This is a genomic window from Pseudomonas sp. WJP1, from assembly GCF_028471945.1.
GTDB lineage: Bacteria > Pseudomonadota > Gammaproteobacteria > Pseudomonadales > Pseudomonadaceae > Aquipseudomonas.
In genome coordinates this window covers 3,635,014-3,658,566 of record NZ_CP110128.1, presented here as the reverse complement: position 1 = coordinate 3,658,566, position 23,553 = coordinate 3,635,014, and the positions used below count along the sequence as shown (strand labels likewise).

Annotated in this window: 18 protein-coding genes; 13 read left to right on the top strand and 5 right to left on the bottom strand. The window is 62.2% G+C overall.

Features of this window, described 5'->3' with window-relative positions:
• The first annotated feature begins 75 nt into the window (after positions 1–75).
• From OH720_RS16360 to OH720_RS16340, 5 genes are all read left to right on the top strand, one after another.
• Positions 76–786, top strand: a complete 711-nt coding sequence (locus OH720_RS16360) for a TetR/AcrR family transcriptional regulator (RefSeq protein WP_272602008.1) — start codon at positions 76–78, stop codon at positions 784–786.
• Between the two features lie 181 nt (positions 787–967).
• The gene (locus tag OH720_RS16355) at positions 968–2,398 is read left to right on the top strand and encodes a hypothetical protein (protein ID WP_272602007.1); all 1,431 of its coding nucleotides are present in this window, start codon (positions 968–970) and stop codon (positions 2,396–2,398) included.
• 3 nt (positions 2,399–2,401) lie between these two features.
• Positions 2,402–3,859 carry an acyl-CoA reductase gene (locus OH720_RS16350; protein ID WP_272602006.1) on the top strand — a complete coding sequence of 486 codons (1,458 nt, stop codon included), beginning with the start codon at positions 2,402–2,404 and terminating at the stop codon, positions 3,857–3,859.
• 157 nt (positions 3,860–4,016) lie between these two features.
• Positions 4,017–5,078 carry an NAD(P)-dependent alcohol dehydrogenase gene (locus OH720_RS16345; protein WP_272602005.1) on the top strand — a complete coding sequence of 354 codons (1,062 nt, stop codon included), beginning with the start codon at positions 4,017–4,019 and terminating at the stop codon, positions 5,076–5,078.
• 104 nt (positions 5,079–5,182) lie between these two features.
• Entirely contained in the window at positions 5,183–6,220 is a 1,038-nt protein-coding gene (locus OH720_RS16340; RefSeq protein WP_272602004.1) for a DUF1254 domain-containing protein, read from the top strand.
• A 215-nt stretch (positions 6,221–6,435) separates the two neighbouring features.
• Here OH720_RS16340 and OH720_RS16335 read toward each other — a convergent pair whose 3' ends face one another.
• From OH720_RS16335 to OH720_RS16320, 4 genes are all read right to left on the bottom strand, one after another.
• Complete coding sequence (locus tag OH720_RS16335; RefSeq protein ID WP_272602003.1) at positions 6,436–8,007, bottom strand: AMP-binding protein; 1,572 nt, start codon at positions 8,005–8,007, stop codon at positions 6,436–6,438.
• An 85-nt stretch (positions 8,008–8,092) separates the two neighbouring features.
• On the bottom strand, positions 8,093–9,013 hold the full coding sequence (locus OH720_RS16330) for an SDR family NAD(P)-dependent oxidoreductase (RefSeq protein WP_272602002.1): 921 nt from the start codon (positions 9,011–9,013) through the stop codon (positions 8,093–8,095).
• Between the two features lie 86 nt (positions 9,014–9,099).
• Complete coding sequence (locus OH720_RS16325) at positions 9,100–10,344, bottom strand: thiolase family protein (RefSeq protein ID WP_272602001.1); 1,245 nt, start codon at positions 10,342–10,344, stop codon at positions 9,100–9,102.
• 42 nt (positions 10,345–10,386) lie between these two features.
• Positions 10,387–11,160: an enoyl-CoA hydratase/isomerase family protein gene (locus tag OH720_RS16320; protein ID WP_272602000.1), complete on the bottom strand. Its 774-nt coding sequence runs from the start codon at positions 11,158–11,160 to the stop codon at positions 10,387–10,389.
• A gap of 164 nt (positions 11,161–11,324) precedes the next feature.
• On the opposite strand from OH720_RS16320, the gene OH720_RS16315 reads away from it, so the two are divergent.
• The 8 genes from OH720_RS16315 to OH720_RS16280 all read left to right on the top strand — a co-directional run bounded on the left by OH720_RS16315 (position 11,325) and on the right by OH720_RS16280 (position 21,940).
• The gene (locus OH720_RS16315) at positions 11,325–14,036 is read left to right on the top strand and encodes a LuxR C-terminal-related transcriptional regulator (protein WP_272601999.1); all 2,712 of its coding nucleotides are present in this window, start codon (positions 11,325–11,327) and stop codon (positions 14,034–14,036) included.
• A 114-nt stretch (positions 14,037–14,150) separates the two neighbouring features.
• On the top strand, positions 14,151–15,296 hold the full coding sequence (locus OH720_RS16310) for an acyl-CoA dehydrogenase family protein (RefSeq protein WP_272601998.1): 1,146 nt from the start codon (positions 14,151–14,153) through the stop codon (positions 15,294–15,296).
• A 75-nt stretch (positions 15,297–15,371) separates the two neighbouring features.
• Positions 15,372–16,172 (top strand): enoyl-CoA hydratase/isomerase family protein, encoded by an 801-nt coding sequence (locus tag OH720_RS16305; RefSeq protein ID WP_272601997.1) that lies wholly within the window; start codon positions 15,372–15,374, stop codon positions 16,170–16,172.
• Between the two features lie 128 nt (positions 16,173–16,300).
• Positions 16,301–17,488 carry a lipid-transfer protein gene (locus OH720_RS16300; RefSeq protein WP_272601996.1) on the top strand — a complete coding sequence of 396 codons (1,188 nt, stop codon included), beginning with the start codon at positions 16,301–16,303 and terminating at the stop codon, positions 17,486–17,488.
• Between the two features lie 13 nt (positions 17,489–17,501).
• On the top strand, positions 17,502–18,698 hold the full coding sequence (locus OH720_RS16295) for an acyl-CoA dehydrogenase family protein (protein WP_272601995.1): 1,197 nt from the start codon (positions 17,502–17,504) through the stop codon (positions 18,696–18,698).
• A gap of 15 nt (positions 18,699–18,713) precedes the next feature.
• The gene (locus OH720_RS16290) at positions 18,714–19,853 is read left to right on the top strand and encodes an acyl-CoA dehydrogenase family protein (RefSeq protein ID WP_272601994.1); all 1,140 of its coding nucleotides are present in this window, start codon (positions 18,714–18,716) and stop codon (positions 19,851–19,853) included.
• A gap of 36 nt (positions 19,854–19,889) precedes the next feature.
• Positions 19,890–20,345 carry a MaoC family dehydratase gene (locus OH720_RS16285; protein WP_272601993.1) on the top strand — a complete coding sequence of 152 codons (456 nt, stop codon included), beginning with the start codon at positions 19,890–19,892 and terminating at the stop codon, positions 20,343–20,345.
• 242 nt (positions 20,346–20,587) lie between these two features.
• Positions 20,588–21,940 (top strand): DUF1329 domain-containing protein, encoded by a 1,353-nt coding sequence (locus OH720_RS16280; protein ID WP_272601992.1) that lies wholly within the window; start codon positions 20,588–20,590, stop codon positions 21,938–21,940.
• 489 nt (positions 21,941–22,429) lie between these two features.
• Here the strand turns inward: OH720_RS16280 and OH720_RS16275 are convergent, their stop codons facing one another.
• Positions 22,430–23,488 (bottom strand): IS110 family transposase, encoded by a 1,059-nt coding sequence (locus OH720_RS16275; RefSeq protein WP_272606462.1) that lies wholly within the window; start codon positions 23,486–23,488, stop codon positions 22,430–22,432.
• Positions 23,489–23,553 lie beyond the last annotated feature (65 nt).

The window sequence follows — 23,553 nt, the reverse complement described above, 5'->3', positions numbered from 1 at the left end:
TGAGGATTCTGTATGCGCTATTCCCTTGTTGCACTTGCTGTCGCCATTGTTATGACCAGCGGCCCGACCTGAGCCATGGCCCGCCAACTCACGGTACAAGGTCACGAGAAGATCGGATCTCGTGGTCAGAACAGCCATGACAATGTCGTGGTGGAATTGCCGGCCAAACCCCGCAAACATCCGAAACAGGCACGTTCGGTCGCCCTCGTCGACGCGCTGAAGACCGCCGGGCGCGAGATCCTCGAAGGCGAAGGACGGGAGGCGTTGTCGATTTATCGTCTTTCCGATTACTCGGGAGTCGCGATCAGTTCCATCTACGAATATTTTCCCACCATCGAGTCGCTGATCGGCGCGATCTTCGAAGACTACCGCGCCGATGTCCGCCAGCAGGTGATTGCCAACATCCACGCGCTACCGGCATCGGCCAGCCTCTATGACGGCATCGAGATGATCCTGCGCACCGGTCTTTCAGCCTTGCATCGCTGGCTGCAGGTCGATTCCGAGCTGAGCCTCAAGTCTGCCTACTACGGCGAATTGGTGCGCCTGGAGATCGTCAAGCCGGAGCGCTTCTGGATTTCCATGGTCATTCCGGCGCTGGTGCAACGCTTTTCCGATCAGGTTCTGGTGCGTGACCGCGAGAAGGCCGGCTTCCTGGCCTATCAGGCGGTCACCGCTTTACCCCGTGCGCTGTTGATCGAAAAACCCGAATACCTGCTTGATGACGACACCGTTCGTTTGCTGACGCGCATGCTCCATGCCCTGTTGACCACGGCAGACCCGGAATAATCGGTTTCGAGAACCCACAAAATAGACTAATAACCATATAAAACAGAGACATATGATTTGTTTTCGGGTGCCGGAATCCGGAAATGATATTGCCTCTGCTGCCCCTAAACTGGTTCCGCCATCAAGGCCGTTGTGCATCGACGGTCAAGGCGCGAACGAGTGAATTTCCGGAGATTGTCCCGTGACAAGAACAACAGAAGAACAGGTCGAACTACTGCTGAGCGACCCGGCAGCCCTGGTCGATCATAGCTTGCAGAACTGGAAACAATTGCCTGGCGAACAGATCGATGCGCTGCAATTGGCGGGGCTCAAACGCCGTTTTGCCGAAATGCGCGACCGGATTGCGGTGCTCAACAAACTGGCGGAAGCCGAAGGAATCAACAGTATCGAGCAGCTCGACGACGTCGTGCCGCTGCTGTTCGAACACACGATGTTCAAGTCCTACCCGCCATCGCTGCTGGAAAAGAACAACTTCGCCGCGATCAACAAATGGCTGGGCAAACTGGTGGTTCCGGAACTGGCCGAGAAGATCACCGCTGTCGACGTCAGTGCCTGCACAGGCCTGGACGATTGGTTTGAAACCATGGACAGGGAAATTCCCGAGCTTTGCCTGAGCCATACTTCGGGCACGTCCGGCACGCTTTCGTTTCTGCCCTGCAGTGCGCGGGAGTTCGAGAAAGCCTCCGAAGTGCGCAAGCTCTACGCCTGGAACATGACCGGTGCGGACACCCCGGACCCGGACTTGCACACCGCCTACCCGTACTACCGCAAAGGCTACCTCAGCCACCTGCGTGGCATGGGATCGCTGACACGCGTACTGCTGCCCGATCTCTCGCACTTCCACCCGGCCTATCCGTCGACCCTGTCCAGCGATGTACTGCGCCTGGGCGCCCGGCTGCGTGCCGCCCATGCCAATGGCACGCTGGATCGCCTGGTGGTGGCGCCCGAACTGCTGGCCAAGAAAAAAGCCTTCGACCAGCAACAAGCCGAGATGCCGCAGCACCTGGCGGCATTTTTCGATGACATCGCCACTCGCCTGAAGGGCAAGCGCGTGTATATCGGCGGCACCTGGAACCTGCTGCACAACATGGCCGTTGCCGGTCTGGAACGTGGTCTTGAAGGGGTGTTCCATCCCGACTCCTACATCATCACCACCGGCGGCGCCAAAGGTGTGGTGCCGCCCGAGAACTGGCGCGAAGACGTCATGCGCTTCCTGGGGGTGAAGACGCTGAACGAGTCCTACGCCATGTCGGAGGTGGTCAGTGGTTCGCACCTCAAATGCGAACAGGGCAATTACCACTTCTCGCACACCGCGATTCCCTTCCTGCTCGATCCCGAAACCAGCAAGCCACTGCCACGCCACGGCCGCCAGACCGGGCGTGCGGCGTTCTTCGACCTGGGCGCCGATATCCACTGGGGCGGCTTCATCACCGGCGACGAGGTCACCATCGAATGGGATGAACCCTGCACCTGCGGGCGCCACAGCCGCTATGTGGTCGGGGCGATCCAGCGCTACAGCGAAAAGAACGGTGGGGACGACAAGATCACCTGCGCCGCGTCCGAACAATCCCATCGCGAAGCGATGGATTTCCTCAACACCCTGGAAGGCTGAGCCATGTCCCATCCCATTGCACCAATGATCATTCGTGGTCAGGTCATCACCGACAACCTGATCGAAGTGGGGGGCCGCGGCGGCGACCTGAGTTTCCTGACCCCCGACGCCAGCAAGTACATCGACCAGTTGCCCCTGGGCAATCCGGCGAAACTCGCCGATCTGTACCGCTTGAGTTTCGACGACATTCTCGATTACGCCGTCGAACTCGGCGCGCGTCTGGACCTGGACAAGAACCGGTACCTGCAGGAAGCCTGTGAACTGTCGTTCCTGACGGCGCCGACCACCCCGACCATCGTCAAGGGCTCCTACATGGGCCTCAAGCACTTGCTGACACGTGAGCTCATCACCGAGATGGCGGAAAGTACGGTCGGCATCAAGTACCTGGAAGGCTGGGTGCCGCAGACGCTGCTCGACGGCACCGAGCTTGAGGTGCGCTGCTTCGGCGCGCGCACCCTGCACATCGTCGCCGGCAACGCGGTGTCCCTGTCGTTGTGGACCATCATCCGCAACATGGTGCTGCGCAGCGACGCGATCATCAAGGCGCCGTCCAACGACCCGTTCACCGCGCTGGCCATCGCCCGCACCATGGTCGACATGGCCCCGGACCATCCGCTGACCAAACACCTTTCGGTGGCTTACTGGAAGGGCGGCGACGAGGCGTTCGAGCAGCGCCTGTACCAACCGCAGAACCTGGAAAAAATCGTCGCCTGGGGCGGTTTCGCCTCGATGAAGCACGTGACCAAGTACATCCAGCCCGGCCTTGAGCTGATTTCCCTGGACCCCAAGCGCAGCGCCAGCATCATCGGCCAGGAGGCCTTCTACAGCGAAGCGAACATGCGCGAAGCGGCGGTGCGCCTGGCGGCCGATATCGGTGCGATCAATCAGAAGGGCTGTGTCTGCGCGCGGGTGGTGTATGTGCAGAGCGGCACGGACGAGCTGGGCCTGCAGAGGCTCAACACCTTTGGCCAGTATGTCTATGAAGCCATGCTGGGCTTGCCCAATACCCTGAGCACCGCGCCCAAGCGTTACGACCAGGGCTTGAAGGCCCACGTCGACGCACTGCGCCTGGATGACGAGTGGTACCAGGTCATCGGCGGCAAGGAAGGCGAGGGCGCGATCATTTGCTCGCAATTGCCGGAGCCGGTGTCCTTCGCCGCCAGCCTCGACGACCGTACCGCCAACCTGGTGCCGGTCGACGACTTGAGCGAAATGATGGCTGCGGTCGACGCCTACACCCAGACAGTCGGCGTGTATCCAGAGAGCATCAAGGACCAGCTCAAGGATGTGCTGCCGCTGTATGGCGCCCAGCGCATCGTTTCCCTGGGCTACGCCGCCGCCATGAAGTTTGCCGCGCCCCAGGATTCCATCGAGCCGATGCGGCGCATGGGCAAGTGGATTTCCAACCAGATCGCCGCGCCAGAAACCAGCGCCGCGCCGTGGTTGCGTCCCTCGATCTAACCTGATTCTAACAACCACCACCAAACCCTGTGGGAGCGGGCTTGCCCGCGAAGAGGGCCGTATGCCCAACATAGATGTTGACCGTTCGGACGCCATCGCGGGCAAGCCCGCTCCCACAGGGTTTGGTGGTGTTTGCCCAATATTTGGAGAAATGAACATGACCACCTGCATCGGCTACGGCGCCCACGAAGCCAACGCCCCCCTCGAACCCCTGCGTTTCGAACGCCGTGAGCTGCGCGCCGACGATGTCGCCATCGACATCGACTACTGCGGCGTCTGCCATTCCGACCTGCATTACGTGCATAACGACTGGAAAAGCACGCGCTTTCCCTGTGTACCGGGCCATGAAATCGTCGGTCGGGTCAGCGCCGTGGGGTCGGCAGTCGTGCGTTACCGCGCTGGAGATCGGGTCGCCGTCGGGTGCATGGTCGACAGCTGCCAGCAATGCGAAGCCTGCGAGCATCATCAGGAGCCGCACTGCAGCCAAGGCATGACACCCACCTATAACGGCCTGGACCGCCTCAGCGGCGAGGTGACTCGCGGCGGCTACGCCCAACACATCGTGGTGCGCGAGCGTTTCGTGTTGCGGGTGCCGCCGGCGCTGGACCCGCGCTTCACCGGTCCGTTGCTGTGCGCCGGCATCACCGTCTGGGCGCCGATGCGCGAGCACGACGTCAAGACCGGTACGCGCCTGGCGGTCATCGGGCTGGGCGGGCTGGGGCACATGGCGGTCAAGCTCGGCGTGGCGCTGGGCGCCGAGGTCACCGTGATCACCACTTCACCTGGCAAGGCCGATGATGCCCTGGCGCTCGGCGCGCATCATGTACTGCTATCCACCGACCCGCAGGCCATGAAAACCGCCGCCAGCAGCTTCGACCTGATACTCGACACCATCCCGCGCGGCCACAACGTCAACCCTTACCTGATGCTGCTGGCCCGCAACGGCAAACTCGTGCTGGTGGGCGCCCTGGAACCACTGGAGCCGATTCACGGCGCCTTGCTGGCGATCAACAACCGCTCAATTGCCGGCGCGTTGATCGGTGGCCTGGAACAAACCCAGCAGCTGCTGGACTTCTGCGCCGAACACCAGGTGCTGCCAAGTTGCGAAATGATCGACATCCAGGACATCAACCAGGCGTTCACGCGCATGCAGAACAATGACGTGAAGTATCGCTTCGTGATCGACATGGCGTCGCTCAAGGATATCGAGGTCGCCTGACGTCTGGCGTTGCAAAGTGCCGGCCTCCCCAGACCCCCCTAAACGAGAGGGGCGGTTTGGGGTTGGCAAAGGCATAACGGTCCTTTACCTGAAAGGACCCCTACATGAACGAACTGAAAGTACTGCTGGCTTCTTGCACGGTGTTTGCCGCCTGCCTGTCCTCTGTGCCGAGCCACGCCTTGCCGGGTACGCCGGTGACGGTGAACGTCGATAATTTTGTCCGTGCCGAGACCGACCGCTATTTCGCCCTGACCATCAAGCGCGCAGGGCTGGGCGGTTTCTTCCATTGGCGCGAACTGATACCCGCCGGCGCCCAGACTGTCGTGCGGCCCAACCGCGACACCCTTTATTCCACCGCTGTGTTCGACCTGGACGCCGGGCCCGTCACGGTGAGCCTGCCCAATGCCGGCAAGCGCTTCATGTCATTGGCGCTGATCAACGAAGATCACCACGTGGTCGATGTGCGTTACGACGCCGGTAATTACACCGTCAGCAAGGCGCAGGTGGGTACGCGCTACGTCATGCTGGGGGTGCGGGTCCTGGTCGACCCTGCCGATCCGCAGGACCTGGACAAGGTTCACGGTTTACAGGATGCCATTGCCGTCAGCCAGCCCAATGGCCCGGGACGCTTCGACGTGCCTGACTGGGATGAGGCGAGTCGGGCCAGGATCAGGAACGCGCTGTCTGTCCTGGGGCAATCACTGATTGATTCGCGGGATATGTTCGGCAAGCCCGGTGACGTCGACCCGGTCCGCCACCTGATCGGCAGCGCTACAGCCTGGGGTGGCAATCCGCAAAAGGATGCCTTTTACCAGATCGTCACGCCCGCGCGTAACAACGGGCTGACGACTTATCGGTTGGAGGTGGAGCAGGTTCCGGTTCGGGCCTTCTGGTCGATCAGTGTCTACGATGCCGATGGCCACGTGCAGCCAAACGACCTTGGTGTTTACGCCATCAACAACCTGACCGCGAAGAAGGGCGAGGGAGGGCGGGTGTCGGTGCAGTTTGGCGCTTGCTCGGCCAACACCACCAATTGCCTGCCGATCATGCCAGGGTGGAACTACATGGTGCGGTTCTATCTGCCGGAACAACCGATCCTGGACGGCGTCTGGAAGTTGCCCGAGGCGCAGCCGGCTTCCTGAGCGTCACCCGCGCCTCCTGTAGGAGCGAGCCTGCTCGCGATGGAGGTTAACGAAGACGCGGGTGTCTGAATGCCCGCGTTGTTCGGACGTTCTTCGCGAGCAGGCTCGCTCCTACAAAATCATCGGCAAAAAAAGCCCCGATGTCCCCAGCCTGACCAAGGGCGGTAGGGGACATCAGGGCGCAAACGAAGGGGTAAACGTTCAGAACAAGCGAATCAGGACACGCAACGCGCCTTGTCTTTCCAGTACTTTTCACGCACCTGGCGGCGCAGCACCTTGCCCACCACGCTGACCGGCAAGGCCTCGACGAAGACGATGGACTTGGGCGCCTTGAAGCGGCCCAGGCGTCCCTTGACGTGCTCGATCAGGGTGTCGACCGATACGGCCTGGCCGTCCTTGAGGATCACTTCGGCATGCACCGCCTCGCCCCATTCTTCATGGGGAATACCCACGACAGCGGAATTCAGAACCGCAGGATGGGCATTGAGCGCCGCTTCAACCTCGATGGCGTAGACGTTGAAACCACCGGTGATGATCATGTCTTTCTTGCGGTCGACCAGGAACAGGAAGCCCTCAGGATCGATGTAACCCAGGTCGCCGGACTTCCAGTAACCATTATGGAACTCGTCGGCCGTGCCTTGTGGATTCTTGAAGTAGCCCGAGATGGTGCCCCGGGAACGGACCCACAACTCGCCGGTCGTGCCCAGCGGAACTTCCTGGCCGTTCTCATCGACAATCAGGATCTCGGCGCCGACGGCGATGCGCCCGGCCGAGGACAGTTGTTTCTCGTTCTGGGTCAGATGATCGGCCTTGCCCAGCAAAGCCACGGCATGCAGGCATTCCGTGGCGCCGTATATCTGCATGAAAATATTGCCGAAGCGCTCCTGGGCCTGGCGCAGTTTGGCCGGGCTCATCGGTGCGGCCCCGTAGGCCATGGTCTGCAGCGAAGACAGGTCGTAGTCCCGCGATTCGGGCAATTCCAGCAGGCGATAGATCATGGTCGGCACGAGCAGGGTCATGGTGACCTTTTCCGCTTCGATATTGCGGCACAGCCGGGCCAGGTCCGGGATGTTCTGGGTCAGGGTACAGCCGCCGCGGAACAGTGTCGGCAGCAGGCCCAGGCCGGAGCCGTGGCTGATGGGTGCCATGTGCAGGAAGCGGGTGTCCGGCTGGTAGGGTTGCTCGGCTTCCAGGTACATGGAGTCGCGCAGCGCCATCCAGTTTTCGATGGTGTAGGCAACACACTTGCTCTGGCCGGTGGTGCCACCGGTGAAGCGATAGACCAGGGTGTCCTTCTGGGTGTCGTTGTCGACCCCCGGATTGTGGTCCGGCACGTCTTCGAGCAGGTCCCAGAAATACAACAACCCGTCACGCGGGTGCTCTGGTGGGTCCATGCAGACCACGGTGATGCCCTGGTCGCGCAGCGAGTCGAAGTAACGATCGAGCAACGCGTTCTCAAGGAACACCACTTTGGGACGCAGGAATTCGATTTGCCAGCGGTGTTCCTCGAAGGCATCGCGATAGTTGGTATAGGCAGCGGCGGCGTCGCCCTTGAGCGCCGTCCAGGCGTGGAACAGCGAGATATTGTCGTTTTCCAGGATGCACAGGTAGACATCCCCGCGGCGAAGTCCGAGCCGTGCGCGCAGCATGTTGACGATGCGGTTGGTCAGCGAGTGGAGTTCACGGAAGTTGTAGCGGCGATTGCGCTCGATGTTGACCAGGGCTTCCCGATCGCCGAACCGCACGGCCAGGTTACCGACCGTGTGTGCGAAGTTCATTATTGTCATTGTTCATTCTCCGTCCGGGCGTGTGGCTGCACGCCCGTTGCGATCATCGTCGCGAGTTTAACCCGGGCCCTGCGCCCGGGAATACTCAGGCCTGTTGAGCCTTGATAGCCGCCATGGCCGTGTCAATGAACACCTTGACCTGCTGGTTGGCGTCGAAGCGTTCGACCGCAGTGCTCCAGTCGGTGATCTGCGCCAAGTGCGCCTCGACGGCTTCCGGGGTCAGATCCTCGTTGCCGATGTACACCGGAGTGGTTTCTTCCATGCGTATGGCCGAGAACACGCCGGCACCGGCACCGAGAATCAGCTTGGTCGGTGCATTGTCGCTGACCAGGAACAAGGCGCCCGGGGTGACCTGCTCTGGACGGCTGGCCGCCAGCAGTTCGGCCGGCATCACGTCCTCGGTCATGCGGGTGGCCGCCATTGGCGCCAGGGTGTTAACCAGGATGTTGTTCTTGCGGCCTTCGATGGCGAGCATGTTCATCAGGCCCACCACGGCCATTTTTGCCGCGCCATAGTTGGCCTGGCCGAAATTGCCGAACAGGCCGGCGGCGGACGTGGTCATCAGGATGCGGCCGTAATTTTGCTCGCGCATCAGCTCCCACACCGCCTTGGAGCAGTGGATCGCGCCCATCAGGTGGACATTGATCACCGCATGGATGTCGGCCATTTCCATCTTGGCGAACGACTTGTCGCGCAGGATCCCGGCGTTGTTGATCAGGATGTCGACGCGACCGAAGGCTTCCACCGCCTGCTTGACCATGGCCTGGACCTGTTCGTAGTCGGCCACGTTGGCGCCGTTGGCAATGGCGACGCCACCGGCCTGGCGGATTTCCTCGACCACGGCCAGCGCGGCGTCGGTGGAACTGCCGGAGCCGTCACGGCTGCCGCCGAAATCATTGATCACAACCTTGGCGCCGCGGGCGGCAAGATTCAGGGCGTGGACGCGACCCAGGCCGTTGCCGGCACCGGTGACGATAGCGACGCGGTCATCGAAACGAATGGTCATGGTAGTTTTCCTCCAGTGAGAGCGTAGTAGGTGGAGAACGACGGAGGAAGTGCGTGGTTTCCCCGAGTCGCCGTTCTCCATAAAAATCAGGCCCGGCTGAAAATGCCGACGTGTTCAGTGGACTCTTCCACGCGCCACAGGCCACCGCCGTTGCCTTGCAGGGCGATACGCGCGCCTTCGACCTGACGCGGGCCACAGTTGCCGCGCAGTTGCTCGACCAGTTCGAAGATCTGGCCGATACCGGTGGCGCCGATCGGGTGGCCCTTGGACTCCAGGCCACCCGACGGGTTGACCGGCAACCGACCGCCCAGGGCGCTGTCACCGCGCTCGGCCATCACACCGCTCATGCCCGGTTCGCACAGGCCCAGGGCCTCGATCGCCAGCAGTTCGCCGATGGCGGTGGCGTCATGCACTTCAGCCACATCGACCTCTTGCGGGCTGATGCCGGCCTGTTCGAAGGCCGCCTTGCCGGCCAGGTGGGTACAACCCTTGTCGTAGTCTTCGGCTGCACGGGCCGAGGCCGAGCGCACCACGCTGGCCAGGACCTTGACGGCACGGTTCCTGTCGAACCCGTATTTCTTCAATGCCGATTCCGTGCACAGGATCACGGCCGCGGCGCCATCGGAAATCGGCGAGCACATCGGCAGGGTGATCGGGTAGGTGATGGGCGGAGCGGCGAGGATTTCCTCGATGCTCATGGCATTGCGGTACTGGGAGCGCTCGTTGTGCACCGAGTGGCCGTGGTTCTTCGAGGACACGGCGGCCAGTTGACGCTGGGTAATGCCATAGCGCTCCATCAGGCCGCCACGGCCCAGGGCCGCATAGACGTCCATGAACGGGCTGTAGGGTTTTTCCGATTGCGAGCCGGCAGGCGGCACGATGCCCTGGCCCATGTTCGCCAGGTATTGCTTGTTTTCCTCGAAGGTTTCGATGTCCCAGGCAGACTCGAAAGCCGAGAACATCTTCGACTTGTCGCTGTAGAACATTTTCTCCGCGCCGACTGCCAGCGCCACGTCGGCAGCACCGGCCTGCAACTGGGTCACTGCCAGGTTGAAAGCATGGCTGGACGAGGCGCAGGCGCCTTCAATGTTGAAGATCGGGATGCTGTCCAGGCCCAGCGGCAGCAGTGCCACCTGGCCACGGATCATGTGCTGGCCATCGAAGTGGCCCTGGGTGCAGTTGCCGAAGAAGCCGACCTGAATCCACTTGCGGTCGCATTCTGCGTCTTTCAGGGCGTCTTCCACCGCCCAGGCGGTGAGCTGCTTGATGGTCTTGTCGGTGTGACGGCCGAAGGCGGTCATGCCGACGCCGACGATGTATACGTTTTCCATCGGTGCCTCGAATAGTTGAGAAAAAGGGGCAGGGCGCTTGACTCAATAACCCTTGAAATCCGGTTTGCGCTTCTCGGCGAAGGCGCGCACGCCTTCGGCCATGTCGTAGGAGCGCTGGTGGTCACGCAGTTCCAGCAGTTCCTGGCGCAGGGCGTCGGCGCGGGACTTGTCACCGGCCTCATCAGCCACTTTTTTCATCTTGCGCAGCACCAGCGGGCTTTTCTGCGCCAGTTTGTCGCCCAGTGCCTGGACGCGTTCGACCAGTTCGGCATCGGCGACCACTTCACTGACCAGGCCGTAAAGCTTCATGTCCTGGGCAGGCAGGGCGTCACCGGTGAACAGCATGTACTTGGCGATGTTCTCCGGGATCTTGCGTGGCAATACGGCCGCGCCGCCGCCTCCGGGAAACACCCCGAAATTGGAGTGGGCATCACCGAAACGAGCGCTTTGTGCGGCGATCACCAGATCGCAGCACAGCACGGTTTCCAGGCCACCGGCCAGGGCCATGCCGTTGACGGCGGCAATCACTGGCTTGGGAAAAGCCCGCAGCGCGTCGAAGAAGGTGACGATGGTGTCCAGCAGGTCTTTCTCGCCAGGCTGCGGCGTGCCGCCGGCCTTGAGGTCGGCGCCGGCGCAGAACGCCGGGCCGGTGGCGGTCAGGGCCACCACACGGACCTGATCGTCATTTTCCCAGGCGTTCAGCCGGGCGGTCATGGCCTCCAGCATTTCGCGGTTAAGGGCATTCATGGCCTTCGGGCGGGTCAGGGTGATCCAGCCCACCTGGCCCTTGAGTTCAAAAGAAACGGACTCGCTCATCTCCAATCCTCGATCAACATGCAATTGACGTTTCTGTCTGGATTGGAAATTACGCGACACCCCCGGACTGTCTCCCCCCCCCTTGCGGACGGGGCGAGCGCCACCTCGTCTGTTGCAGGATGCGCCACACATCCAGGCAACACGCCAAGGGCGGAGATCCAATCATGCAGACAAATGTCATCAACGCCGGCGATCTGTTGGTCGCCACCAAGTTCTCGCCGCCGCGCTTGAGCGCCCGGCACATCCCGCGCGCGCAATTGCTGGCGCGCTTGCGCGAGTCGCAGCCGTGCAGTGCCACCCTGATTACCGGGGGCGCGGGGTTCGGCAAAACGATTGTGCTGGCCCAATGGCGACTGGAATTGATGAAAGCCGGGTTGGATGTGGCCTGGGTGTCGTTCAGCCTCGACGATCGCGAGTTCGCCAGCTTCCTTTCTTATCTGCTGGCAGCCTTGCAGCGCCTGGGCATCGTCATCGAACAGGATTGGCTCAACAGTGACGGCAGCGAGCAGTCAATCAATGCCTTGATCGCCCTGGTCACCCATGCCGCACAAAATATCGAAAGGGAGCTGCACCTGCTGCTCGACGATTTTCATCACGTCGATTCATCGACCTCGCATCGCTTGATGCAGAAATTGCTCGACCATTGCCCTGCCAACCTGCACGTCACCATCGCCTCGCGAAGCACGCCGCCCCTGAGCCTGGGGCGGCTGCGCATGCAGGGGCATGTAGCCGAGGTCGATGCCGTCGAACTGCCTTTCGATCTGGACGAGACGCGGGACTTCTTCAAGCAGAACCTCAGCACCCTGGCACTGACGGCCGACGAAGAGCGGTTGATCCATGACCTGACCAATGGCTGGCCCGCCAGCCTGCAACCGATTGCCACCATGTTGCGGGTGCGCCCGACCCGGCGATCGCAGCTGCGCTCGATCCTGCGCAACTCGGCGGATCTGCAGGCGTACCTCACCGAAGACGTGGTGGCCTGTTTGCCCGCCGAGTTGCTGGAATTCATGGAAAAAGTCTCGATCCTGCGCCGCTTCAACGCCGACTTGAGCGAATTCGTGACGGGAAGCGCCCGCGCCCGGGACATGCTCAAGCGCGCCGAAGACGAAAATTTGCTGATCCATCGCATCGAATCCGATGACAGCACGCCCTGGTACCGCTTTCACCCGCTGTTCGGCGAGTTTCTCACCCAGCGCCTGGCGACCCGCGGCGAGGTGACGGTGCAGGCACTGCACCGGCTCGCCAGCCAATGGTTTGCCGAGCATGATTATCTGGTGGAGGCCGTGCGTCACGCCAACCTGGGCGGTGACCGCGATGACGCCGTCGAGGCCATGGAGCTAGCCGCATCGACGACCTGGAGCATGGCCTATATCAGTCCGATGCTGCATCTGCTCGAACGCCTGCCCCAGGACACGCTATTCGCCCATCCGCAACTGTTCATCATCGGCTGCCTGACGTATGCCTTCACCGCCCGGCCGGAAAAGGCCCAGCGCTGGCTGGAACAGATACGCCGCAGCGAGGCGTCGCGCGTACCAAAGATCTCTTCGAAGCTGGTGCTGGCCGATGCCGCCATCGCCCTGCAACTCGATGAGCCGCGGCGGGTCATCGGGCTGCTGGAGCCGACCTTGCAGACGCCGCTGGAAAACCACTCCTTGCGCTACATCAGCCTGTCGGCCCTGGCCACGGCCTATCTGTCGGTGGGGCGCCCGGACGACGCTCGCAAGCTGCATGAGCAGTACCCCATCGATCTGAACCACTGCGACAACGACATGGCCATGGTCTTTGAAAACACCCGGGCGCTGACCAGCCTCAAAGAAGGCAATGCGCAACAGGCACAGCATATCGGTGCAAGCGTCACCGCACGCGCCGAGCAAGCGTATGGGCGCGGCTCGGTATCGGCCAACCTGTGCGCCGCGACGATGTGCGATGCCTATTACGAAATGGACCAACTGGACGACGCGCTGCAAATGTTGGCCAACCGCAGCGGTATCCTGCGCTCATCCATGCCCGATGTGATGGGCCGGGCCTCGATCTGCCGTGCGCGCATCACCTTGCAACGAGAGTCACCGCAGGCGGCCTTGAGTTTTCTCGAAACCCAAAGCGCGCATTTTCATGTGCTGGGCCTGGACCGGCTGTTGGCATTCATGCTGGCCGAGCAAGTCCGCGTGCTGGTGCTGCAAGGTGAAAATCGTCGCGCCAGTGAACTGGTGACACGACTGGTGGCACTGGAGGCGTCCCAACGCCCGCACGCTGAACCGCGTGAAGACATCAGTTGCCAGACGGCCTTGTCCAAAGCGCGGCTGGCACTGGGGATGCGCGATCCGCTCAGTGCGCTGGAGCCACTGCAGGCCGTCATTACCTACGCCGAGCAGGCGGCGCGCGGGCGGTCGGTGGTCCGCGCACGCCTGCTCGGCGCGCAGGCCCACGCCATGCTCGATCAACCGGAACAGGCGCAGGCCCACCTGCAACAGGCGGTGCAAGCCGGTGCCCGGTTGGGATTGGTTCGGACCCTGCTCGATGAAGGCCCGGCGCTGCTGGCATTGCTGGCTCAATGGCAGGATGAAATCGCTGGCGAAGGCTCGGTTGGCGATTATCTGAAGGCACTGCTGAACCATGAAACGACCCAGGCGCAGCCCTCGCCCGTGGTGAGCGCACCGAGGCATTCGAACGAGGGGCCTCGGCCCAGCCTGACCCCCCGTGAACTGGAGATCCTCGGGTTGGTTGCCCAGGCCATGTCCAACAAACGAATCGCCCTGACGCTCAACATCACCTTTGGCACCGTGAAGTGGAACGTGAAGAACATCCTCGCCAAATTGGGCGTGTCCAGCCGTTATGCGGCAATTACCCTGGCGCGTCAGCAGGGTGTGCTCAAGTGACTGGACGTTGACTGCGGCGTGCGCCCCCTCCCGAGACGGGAGGCGCGTACGTGCGCGGCCAGCCCGCATGCTCAGGTCAGCATCGATTTTTCGACCCGGATCAAGAGGAAGACCATGAGCGATACATCTGCAGCATTCCTGAGCGAGCAGGAAATCATGATTCGCGATGCCGCCCGCAAGGTGGCGCAAGAAGTCGTCGGCGCCACGGCCGCCGAGCGCGACCGCACCGGCGCTTGGCCGCACGCGGAACTCAAGGCGGTGGCCGAACTCGGCTTTCTCGGCATGCACATTCCGGAAGCCTTCGGTGGTTCGGGCATGTCGTTCCCGGAATACTGCCTGTGCATTGAGGAATTCGCGGCAGCGGATGCCGGTTTCGCCACCATCCTGCATGTGCACAACGGCATGGCCGACATGCTTCATCGCTTCGGCACCGAGGCGCAAAAGGACAAGTACCTGGCGGGCATGATCAGCGGCGAGCTGATTGCCGCCGGTCTGCTGACCGAGCCCCAGGCAGGTTCCGATACCGCGGCCTTTCGCACCACGGCGCGCCGCGAGGGCGACCATTACGTGCTTAACGGCAGCAAGCAGTTCATCTCCAACGGCAACGAAGCCGGGATCGCCTTCGCGATTGCCGCCACCACCGAGACACCCGAAGGCCGCAAAGGCCCGAGCATGTTCATCATCGATCCACGGGAGCCGGGCTACATCGTGGCGCGCGTTGAAAGCAAGATGGGGCAGCGTTCGGCCCATGTAGCGGCAATCCAGCTGGATAACTGCCGGGTACCGGCGCAAAACCTGCTGGCCGAGGAGGGCAGTGCCTACAAACGCCTGATGGCCACCCTGTCCGAAGGCCGCATCGGTATCGCCGCCGTGGCCGTGGGCGCCGCCCGCGCCGCACTGGAAGCCGCGGTGAAGTACGCGCACGAGCGTGAGGCCTACGGTGCACCGATCATCAAGTTGCAAGGCGTGGCGTTCGACCTGGCCGACATGGCCACCCAGTTCGAGGTGGCCCAGCATTACATGTTGCACGCCGCGCGCCTGCATTACGCCGGGGTGCCTTGCGCCAAGGAGGCGTCCATCGCCAAATTGTTCGCCAGCGAAATGGCGGAAAAGGTCTGCTCCGAAGCGCTGCAGATCCATGGCGGCTATGGCTACCTGAGCGACTTCCCGGTGGAACGTTACTGCCGTGATGTGCGGGTGACCAAGATCTACGAGGGCACCAGCCACATCCAGAAGGTGATCATTGCCCGCAACCTGTAATGGACCCGCAGTGCAATCTGAACCTTGGGCGCGGCCGGGTATCGCCGGCCGATGCCGCATCAGGAGGAAATGGATGTGACTGACAGTGCAGTGCTTTATGAAAAGATCGGCAAGACCGCGCTGATCACCTTGAACCGGCCACAGAAAAGAAATGCGTTCGAGGCGGCCATCAACCAAGCCTTGCCGGCCGCGCTGATCGCGGCGCGAGACGATCGCACGGTGCGCTCGATCGTACTGACCGGCGCCGGCGGGGCCTTCTGCTCCGGTTTCGACCTGGGCAGCCTGGAGGAGGGCGAAGATGGCACATTCGCCGGACGCAACCTAGTGTTGGGCTTTCACGAGTGGTTCGCCAGCCTGGTCGACCTGCAGAAGCCGGTGATCGCCGCGGTCGATGGCGCGGCGGTGGGCGCCGGTTTTTCCCTGGCCCTGGCCGCGGACTTCATGTTCGTGACGCCACGGGTACGGTTGTTGCCGACCTTCCTGAGCCTGGGGCTGGTGCCGGACCTGTCGATGCTTTATGTACTGCCGCGCCTGGTCGGGCTGGCCAAGGCCAAGGAGCTGATCTTTTGCGCCCGTGCAATCGATGCGCAGCAGGCATTGGCGCTCGGCCTGGCGCAGGTCGTCGTCCCTGAGGAACAACTGCTGGACAGCGCCCTGCAGTTCGCCCGCCAGTTCGATGACGCACCGCCCGATGCGTTAGGATTGGCCAAGACATTACTCAATCGCTCGTTCGAGACCGATCGCCAGGCGATGACCCAGTTTGAAGCCTGCGCGCAATCGCTGTGCGGGGCCAGTCGTTACCACGCCGAAGCGGTGCGACGCTTCCTCGGCAAGGAAGGCCTGCCCTACACGGGCGCGAAGCTGCCACAGCCATGAACCCCCAAATGGGGAGGGGCGGCAGGACTTCGGGGCTGCTTATCCTTGTGACTCAAAGCCTGCCGTCCGGCACGATCCACCGAAGGACGCCCGGGAACTGGCAGGATTCCAATGTTGAGGAGTGAGACATGATGCACAAAGTCGTCGTCGCGGGTGTAGGTATGATCCCTTTCGTGAAACCCGGGCAGAGCGAGACCTTTGCGGTCATGGGCGAGCAGGCCGTGCGACTGGCCCTGGCGGATGCCGGTGTCGGTTACGAATCGGTCCAGCAGGCGTATGCCAGCTATGTGTTCGGTGACTCCACCTGTGGCCAGCGCGTGCTCTACAACGTCGGCATGACCGGCATCCCGGTGTTGAACGTGAATAACAACTGCGCCAGCGGCTCATCGGCGTTGTACCTGGCCAACCAGGCCATTGCCAGCGGCATGGTGGATATCGTCCTGGCCTTCGGTTTCGAGCAGATGATCCCCGGCGCCATCGGCAGCGCCTTCCCGGATCGCCCGAGCCCTCTGGAGCTGTTCCTCGATCAGTGCGACGAGGCGATTCCCGGTGCCGCGCAAATTCCGGCGGCCCTGCGAATCTTCGGTAGCGCCGGGGTGGAACACATGCAGCGTTTCGGCACCCCCCTGGAAACCTTCGCCAAGATTCGCGCCAAGGCCAGCCGGCATGCGGCCAACAATCCGATGGCGGTGTTCCGCAAGGTGGTCACCCCTGAAGAGGTCCTGGCCGACCAGGTGGTGTGGCCTGGCGTCATGACCCGTCTGATGGCCTGCCCGCCGACCTGCGGTGCCGCCGCAGTGGTCCTGTGCAGTGAGGCCTATGCGCGCAAACATGGCCTGGATCGCAGCGTGTCGATTGCCGGCCAGGCGCTGACCACCGATGGCGTGGAAACTTTCAAATCCGGCGACATGCGCGACGTGGCGGGTTACTCGATGTCCCGCGCGGCGGGCCGAAAGGCCTATGAAATGGCCGGTATCGGTGCCGAAGACGTACACGTCGTCGAACTGCATGACTGCTTCGCCCAGAACGAGCTGCTGACCTATGAGTCCCTGGGGTTGTGCCCGGAAGGTGGGGCGCAGAAGTTTGTCGACGATGGCGACAACACCTACGGCGGGCAATACGTGGTCAACCCGTCTGGCGGCCTGCTTTCCAAGGGCCACCCGATTGGCGCAACCGGCCTGGCGCAATGCACCGAGCTGGTCCAGCAACTGCGCGGCCGCGCCGAGCAGCGCCAGGTCGAGGGTGCGCGCATCGCCTTGCAACACAACGTCGGCATCGGTGGCGCCTGCGTCGTCACCCTGTACCGCAAAGACTGACAGGGGAAACACCATGGACTTTCAACCTGATGCCAGCCTCGAAGCGTTCCGCGAAGAAGTTCGCCGGTTCCTTCAGGACCAGGTTCCGGCACAGCTCAAGGGGCAACAGCGCTGCGCCCGATCGCCCCGGGAGCAGATCATGCGCTGGCAGAAACTCCTCACGGCGCGTGGCTGGGGCGCGCCGTACTGGCCCAGGGAGCACGGCGGCACCGGTTGGTCGGTGCCACAGATCCTGGTGTTCGATGACGAGTGCAGCGCGGCGGGCACGCCAACCCTGGATGGCTTCGTGCACAAGATGCTTGGCCCGGTGCTCAATACCTTTGCCACGCCAGAGCAGAAGGCCGAGCACCTGCCGCCCGTCCTCAATGGCGAGCGTCTGTGGTGCCAGGGTTTTTCGGAACCGGGCGCCGGTTCCGACCTGGCGTCGTTACGCACCCGCGCCGAGCGTGATGGCGATTGCTATGTGATCAACGGCCAGAAAACCTGGACCAGCTATGCCCATCACGCGGACTGGATTTTTTTGTTGGTACGCACCAACGCCGACGTTAAAAAGCAGGCCGGCATCAGCTTTCTGCTGGTGGACATGAAGACCCCGGGCATCACCGTGCGTCCGATCCGCAGCATCGACGATGCCCATCACCTCAATGAGACCTTCTTCGACAATGTACGGGTGCCGGTCGGCAACCTGATCGGCGCAGAGGGGCAGGGCTGGACCATCACCAAGTTCTTGCTCAACAACGAACACGCCACCGTTGCCGACTTGCCCGAACTCAAGCGCTACATGCGCGAACTGCGGCAGATCGGTTCCACGCTGCACGTGGGCGACCAACCGCTCTACGAGCGCCCCGAGTTCGCCCTGAAGCTGGCGCGGCTGGATGCCGAACTGCAGGCCATGGAGATGTTGGTGCAGCGGGTCGCGCGGCTGGAACAGCAGCACGATCCGGCGTCGCACACCCTGGGTTCGATACTCAAGATCCGCGCCACCGAATTGCAGCAACGCATCACCGAAGCGCAGATCGAAGCGCTGGGCGACTACGGCGCGATTGCCTATACGCATCCCCATGAAGCCGATCCCGAACAACCGTTCCCGCAGCAAGCGCTGGCCAGGGGCATCAGCAACGACATGTTCCTGCGCCGCGCGGCGACCATCTACGGCGGCACCAGCGAAGTGCAGCGCGGCATTATCGCCAGGATGCTGTTCCAACTCTGATATCAGGAAACCGCCATGGATTTCGAATTCACTTCGGAACAACAACTGTTGCAGGACAGCCTGCGACGTTATGTAGACAAGGCCTACAGTTTCGAGGCGCGTACCGCCCTGCTCAATGCAGGCAAGAATGGTAGTGCAGACAACTGGGGACTCTTTGCCGCCAACGGCTGGCTGATGGCGGCGTTGCCGGAAGAATACGGCGGGCTGGGCGGCTCGCTGCTCGACACCGTGATCATTGCCCAGCAATTGGGGCGCGGGCTGGTGCTGGAACCCTTCATGGCCTGTGGTGTGCTGGCGGCCCAGACACTGCTGGCGACAGGCACCGAGGCGCAAAAAACGCGGCTGTTGCCGCAACTGGCCGACGGCACGTACCGCATCGCGCTGGCCTACAGCGAGGCAGGGTCGCGGGGCATGCCGTTGCCCGTCACCCTGCAGGCCGAGCGCCGGGATCACGGTTTTCGCCTGACCGGTCGCAAGACGCTGGTGCTGGGCGCCGTGGGTGCCAAGGCATTCATTGTCTCGGCGCAGATACCACAATCACCGGGCATCAGCCTGCTGTTGGTGGACGCGGATCGCCCGGGCCTGAAATGCCAGACGCTGCCCTTGCATGACGGCACCTGGGTCCAGGAGCTGCACTTCGACGGGGTCGAGGTCGGCGCCGAAGCCTTGCTGGGCGAGGCAGGGCAAGGTCTGGTCGGGTTACGCCAGGGTCTGGCCCACGGCATCGTCGCGTTGTGCGCAGAGTTGATCGGTGGGATGGAAAAAACCATCGAAGTCACCGCCGATTATCTCAAGGTGCGCCAACAGTTCGACGTGCCCATCGGCACCTTCCAGGCATTGCAACACCGCATGGCGGATATGGCGGCGGAACTGGAGCTGGCGCGGTCGAGCCTGCACGCAGCCCTGGCCTCCATGGCCAACGAAGACGAGGCCAGCCGCGACAAAACGGTCTCGGGCAGCAAGATGTTGATCTGCCGTGCGGCAAAGTCCGTCTGCGGCCAGGGCATCCAGTTGCACGGCGGTATCGGCATGACCGAAGAGTACCTGGTCGGGCACTACTACAAACGGGCCATCGTCGCCGACTTGCTCCTGGGCAGCAGCGACAGCCACGAAGCCGCTTGCGCGGCGGCGCTACAGGCGCAACTGCGCGTCTGAACCGTTATTGAACAGACTATCGAGAGCACAACAACAATGAAAAGCTACGAAACCCTGGCCGAACTGCAAGGCCTCGTCGGCGAAGTCGTGGGCACCAGCGACTGGGTGGCCATCGACCAGCAGCGCATCAATACCTTTGCCGAAGCGACCGGCGATCACCAATGGATTCACACCGACCCCGAACGCGCCGCCCACGGGCCATTCGGCAGGACGATCGCCCATGGTTTCCTGACGCTGAGCCTACTGCCGACCTTCATGACCAACGCCTTTGAGCTGCGCAATGTGAAGATGGGCGTCAACTACGGCATGAACAAGGTGCGCTTTGTCCAGCCTGTACCCGTGGACAGTCGCTTGCGCGGGCATTTCAAGGTGCTGTCCTTCGAGCCGCTGGAGGGCAACGGTGCGCAGGTAACCTACGAGATGACCGTTGAGATCGAGGGCGCTACCAAACCGGCCTGCGTGGCCGAGACCATCCTTCGGGTATTCGCCTGAGCCGTAACGCCCGCCACACTGCTTTGACATGACGCCACGCGCATCCCGATGCCGCGTGGCGTTTGCGTTTTCAGCCGGATAAAAGGCCTGCCCCTCCCTTTGTGCGCCAATAAGGGGGGGGCGCAGACAGAGGGGGGTTGGTTAAAAAAAGCACTGCCGGGACGGGAGGATATTCCGCAGTTCCCTGAAGGCCAGGGCGTGCTTGAGAAGACGCTCAAACCATCATCCTAGAGGTTGGAGACATGATTAAACTCACAAGAACCCTGATTGCGGTCGGCCTGCTGGCCGCCCATGCAGGCGTGCTCCATGCAGCAGTTTCAGAGCAGGAAGCCAAGCAGTTGGGCACTACCTTGACATCCGTGGGTGCCGAGATGGCCGGTAATGCCGATGGCTCCATTCCGGCCTATACCGGCGGGCTGAAGATCGCGCCTGCCGGGTTCGACAAAGCCACGGGCATTCGCCCCGATCCTTTCGCCAATGAAAAACCGCAGTTCTCGATCAACGCCGGTAACGTGGACACCTACAGCGACAAGCTCACGGAAGGCACCAAGGCACTGATCAAGAAGCTGCCGGGTTTTCGCGTCGACGTGTATCCGACCCATCGCACCGTGGGCTATCCGCAGTTTGTGCAGGACAACACGTTGAAGAACGCCACCAGCGCCACGCTGACCAACAATGACGAGACGCTGCAAGGCGCCCACGCCGGCGTACCGTTCCCGATTCCCAAGACCGGCATCGAAGTGATGTTCAACCACCTCGCACGTTACCAGGGCCTGGCCTGGATCGCGCCCAAGTACGGCGCTTACAACGTGGACGCGGCGGGTAAGCTGGTCACGTCCACCCTGGGTCGCTGGACCTACGAGATGCCTTACTACGATACGTCGAAAACGGGCGACGACATTCTGTTGACCCGTGCCCGTGCCAACTACAGCGGCCCTGCACGGCGTGCTGGCGAAGCGGTGATGACCTTCGACTACACCGCCACCGAGCGCGGGCGCAAGGCCTTTCAGTACCTGCCAGGCCAACGCCGAGTACGCCTGGCACCCGACCTGGCCTACGACACGCCGAACGCCAGTACCTCAGGCATGTCCACCATCGACGACATCAACCTGTTCAACGGCCGGATGGACCGCTTCGACTGGAAACTGGCAGGCAAGAAGGAGATGTACGTTCCGTACAACGCCTACCGCTTCGCCTACGCCGAGAATCCGGAGCAGGTGTTCGGTTCGAAGTTCATCAATCCGGACCTGGTGCGCTGGGAGCGGCATCGCGTCTGGGTGGTGGAGGCGACCCTCAAGCCCGGCATGCGCCACATCTACTCCAAGCGCACCTTCTACATCGACGAAGACAGCTGGACCGCCGTCGCGGTGGATCAGTACGACGGCCGCGGCCAGCTGTGGCGACCTGGCTTCAACTACCTCCATCAGATGTATGACGCCGTTGCCGTCAACAGCACCGCCGGCCACTACGACTTGATTGCGGGCACTTATTACATCAACGTTTGGCCTGGCAAGGCCGGCGTGCAGGTCATGGACAAGCTCAGTCCGGATAATGGCTGGTCATCCGATAGCCTGGCGGGGGCTGGGGTGCGCTGATTGTTGCTGGACTGGCCGTTGTTGCGAAACGGGACCGACTTGGGCGGTTCCGTTTTTTTTTGGTTTTAGAGATGGAATGGGGGGATATCCATTGCTGCGGTCACGGCGGCTGGCGGTTTCGCTTTACTTTGTAGGAGCCAGGCTTGCCGGCGAAGGCGTTGCGTCTGGCGATGTAGGTTTTGATGGTGTACATATCCATTTCTGCGGTAACGGCCACTTATGGTTTCGCTCTTATGTATGGACTCGCCCCCACTGGCCACCTGTTTTTCAAACACTGCTACCCGGTTGCATCTATGTATAAGGCCTGTTCGAGGAAGCCCTGTCTGCGGCTTCTGGCCGACATTGGTTGAGCTCGCGGTATGCCGATTACATGCAGGCCTCGAAGGCCGGTAAGAGCGCAGGCATCGATCCGCGACGGTCTGACCTGGGGTCAATGTTTTCTAGCAGGGGCTGAAGCGCCGTGGCGCCCCGGTGGCAGAACGCTTTTGTTCAGTGACTTGGCGCAGCTGGCCGGCCATGGGCCGGTTGGCTGCGGTAAGTCTGCTCATTTTGTAGCAGCACCCAAACGATTCGCAGGTTGCGGTTCGCCAAGCGTATCGCCGCTTCCTTGCGCCCCAGCCGGGCCTGCCACCGTTGCAAGCGACGATCGTCGGGCAGCTCCGAATCCGCGCGCAAATGCCTCAATACCGCGTGAGCACCTTGAACCATCAGGCTGCGCACATAGCTGTCGCCGCGTTTGCTTATCCGGCCCAGGCGAATTTTCTGCCCACTGCTTTTCTGCTCAGGCACCATGCCGAAGTAGGCGGCGAACTGGCGTGCATTGGCGAAGCGCTCAGGGTCGGTCTGCTTGGCCAAAAGCGCAGTGGCGATGATCGGGCCGATCCCGCGCACGGTCATCAGCCGTCGGGCCGTTTTGTCCTCGTTCGCGGCCTTCTCCAGGCGACCGGTCAGGACGTTGACCCGTTCGCCCAGTTGGCGCCACTCACCCAGCAGCTCGTCGATCAGTTCACGCAACATCTCCGGCAACGGTTGAGTGGCATCTTCCAGCACCCGAGGCAGGGTCTGGTTGATCGCCGCATCACCCTGTGCCAGGACAACGCCATGCTCCATCAGCAAACCGCGCATCTGGTTACTCATGGCTGTGCGCCGACGGACATAACCCTGGCGGGCCCGGTGCAAGGCCTGCATGGCCAGTGCGGTGGCGCTTTTGATGGGGACCGCGGCAATTTTGCTGTCGCGCCCGGCACGCAATATGGCCAGTGCATCATTTCGATCATTTTTGGCGCCGCTGCGGTGCTGGGCCACAAGCTGTGCCGGAAGAATCCGCGCCAGATTGCCCTGAGCCTGTAGTTGGCGCGCCCATGCTTGAGCGCCTGGACCTGTTTCCACGAGCACTACTATGCTTGGCGGCAGTTGGCGCAGAAAGGCATGAAAGGCTTCACGCGACTTGATGCGTTCTTCGTAAAGCACTTGGCCAAGAGCGTCTTCGCCTGCCACCTGAAAGACCTGCTTGGCCAAATCGACCGCCACTGTCGTGCAGGCCGACAGATCGCTGGAAGACAAAGACTGTTTAACCGTCGTATGCTTTTTCATGGATTCGCCCTCGCTGTCGG

Coding starts and splice junctions, on each gene's coding strand:
- OH720_RS16360 (WP_272602008.1), top strand. CDS start 76: ATGGCCCGCCAACTCACGGTACAAGGTCACGAGAAGATCGGATCTCGT.
- OH720_RS16350 (WP_272602006.1), top strand. CDS start 2,402: ATGTCCCATCCCATTGCACCAATGATCATTCGTGGTCAGGTCATCACC.
- OH720_RS16345 (WP_272602005.1), top strand. CDS start 4,017: ATGACCACCTGCATCGGCTACGGCGCCCACGAAGCCAACGCCCCCCTC.
- OH720_RS16340 (WP_272602004.1), top strand. CDS start 5,183: ATGAACGAACTGAAAGTACTGCTGGCTTCTTGCACGGTGTTTGCCGCC.
- OH720_RS16335 (WP_272602003.1), bottom strand. CDS start 8,007: ATGACAATAATGAACTTCGCACACACGGTCGGTAACCTGGCCGTGCGG.
- OH720_RS16330 (WP_272602002.1), bottom strand. CDS start 9,013: ATGACCATTCGTTTCGATGACCGCGTCGCTATCGTCACCGGTGCCGGC.
- OH720_RS16325 (WP_272602001.1), bottom strand. CDS start 10,344: ATGGAAAACGTATACATCGTCGGCGTCGGCATGACCGCCTTCGGCCGT.
- OH720_RS16320 (WP_272602000.1), bottom strand. CDS start 11,160: ATGAGCGAGTCCGTTTCTTTTGAACTCAAGGGCCAGGTGGGCTGGATC.
- OH720_RS16315 (WP_272601999.1), top strand. CDS start 11,325: ATGCAGACAAATGTCATCAACGCCGGCGATCTGTTGGTCGCCACCAAG.
- OH720_RS16310 (WP_272601998.1), top strand. CDS start 14,151: ATGAGCGATACATCTGCAGCATTCCTGAGCGAGCAGGAAATCATGATT.
- OH720_RS16300 (WP_272601996.1), top strand. CDS start 16,301: ATGATGCACAAAGTCGTCGTCGCGGGTGTAGGTATGATCCCTTTCGTG.
- OH720_RS16295 (WP_272601995.1), top strand. CDS start 17,502: ATGGACTTTCAACCTGATGCCAGCCTCGAAGCGTTCCGCGAAGAAGTT.
- OH720_RS16290 (WP_272601994.1), top strand. CDS start 18,714: ATGGATTTCGAATTCACTTCGGAACAACAACTGTTGCAGGACAGCCTG.
- OH720_RS16285 (WP_272601993.1), top strand. CDS start 19,890: ATGAAAAGCTACGAAACCCTGGCCGAACTGCAAGGCCTCGTCGGCGAA.
- OH720_RS16280 (WP_272601992.1), top strand. CDS start 20,588: ATGATTAAACTCACAAGAACCCTGATTGCGGTCGGCCTGCTGGCCGCC.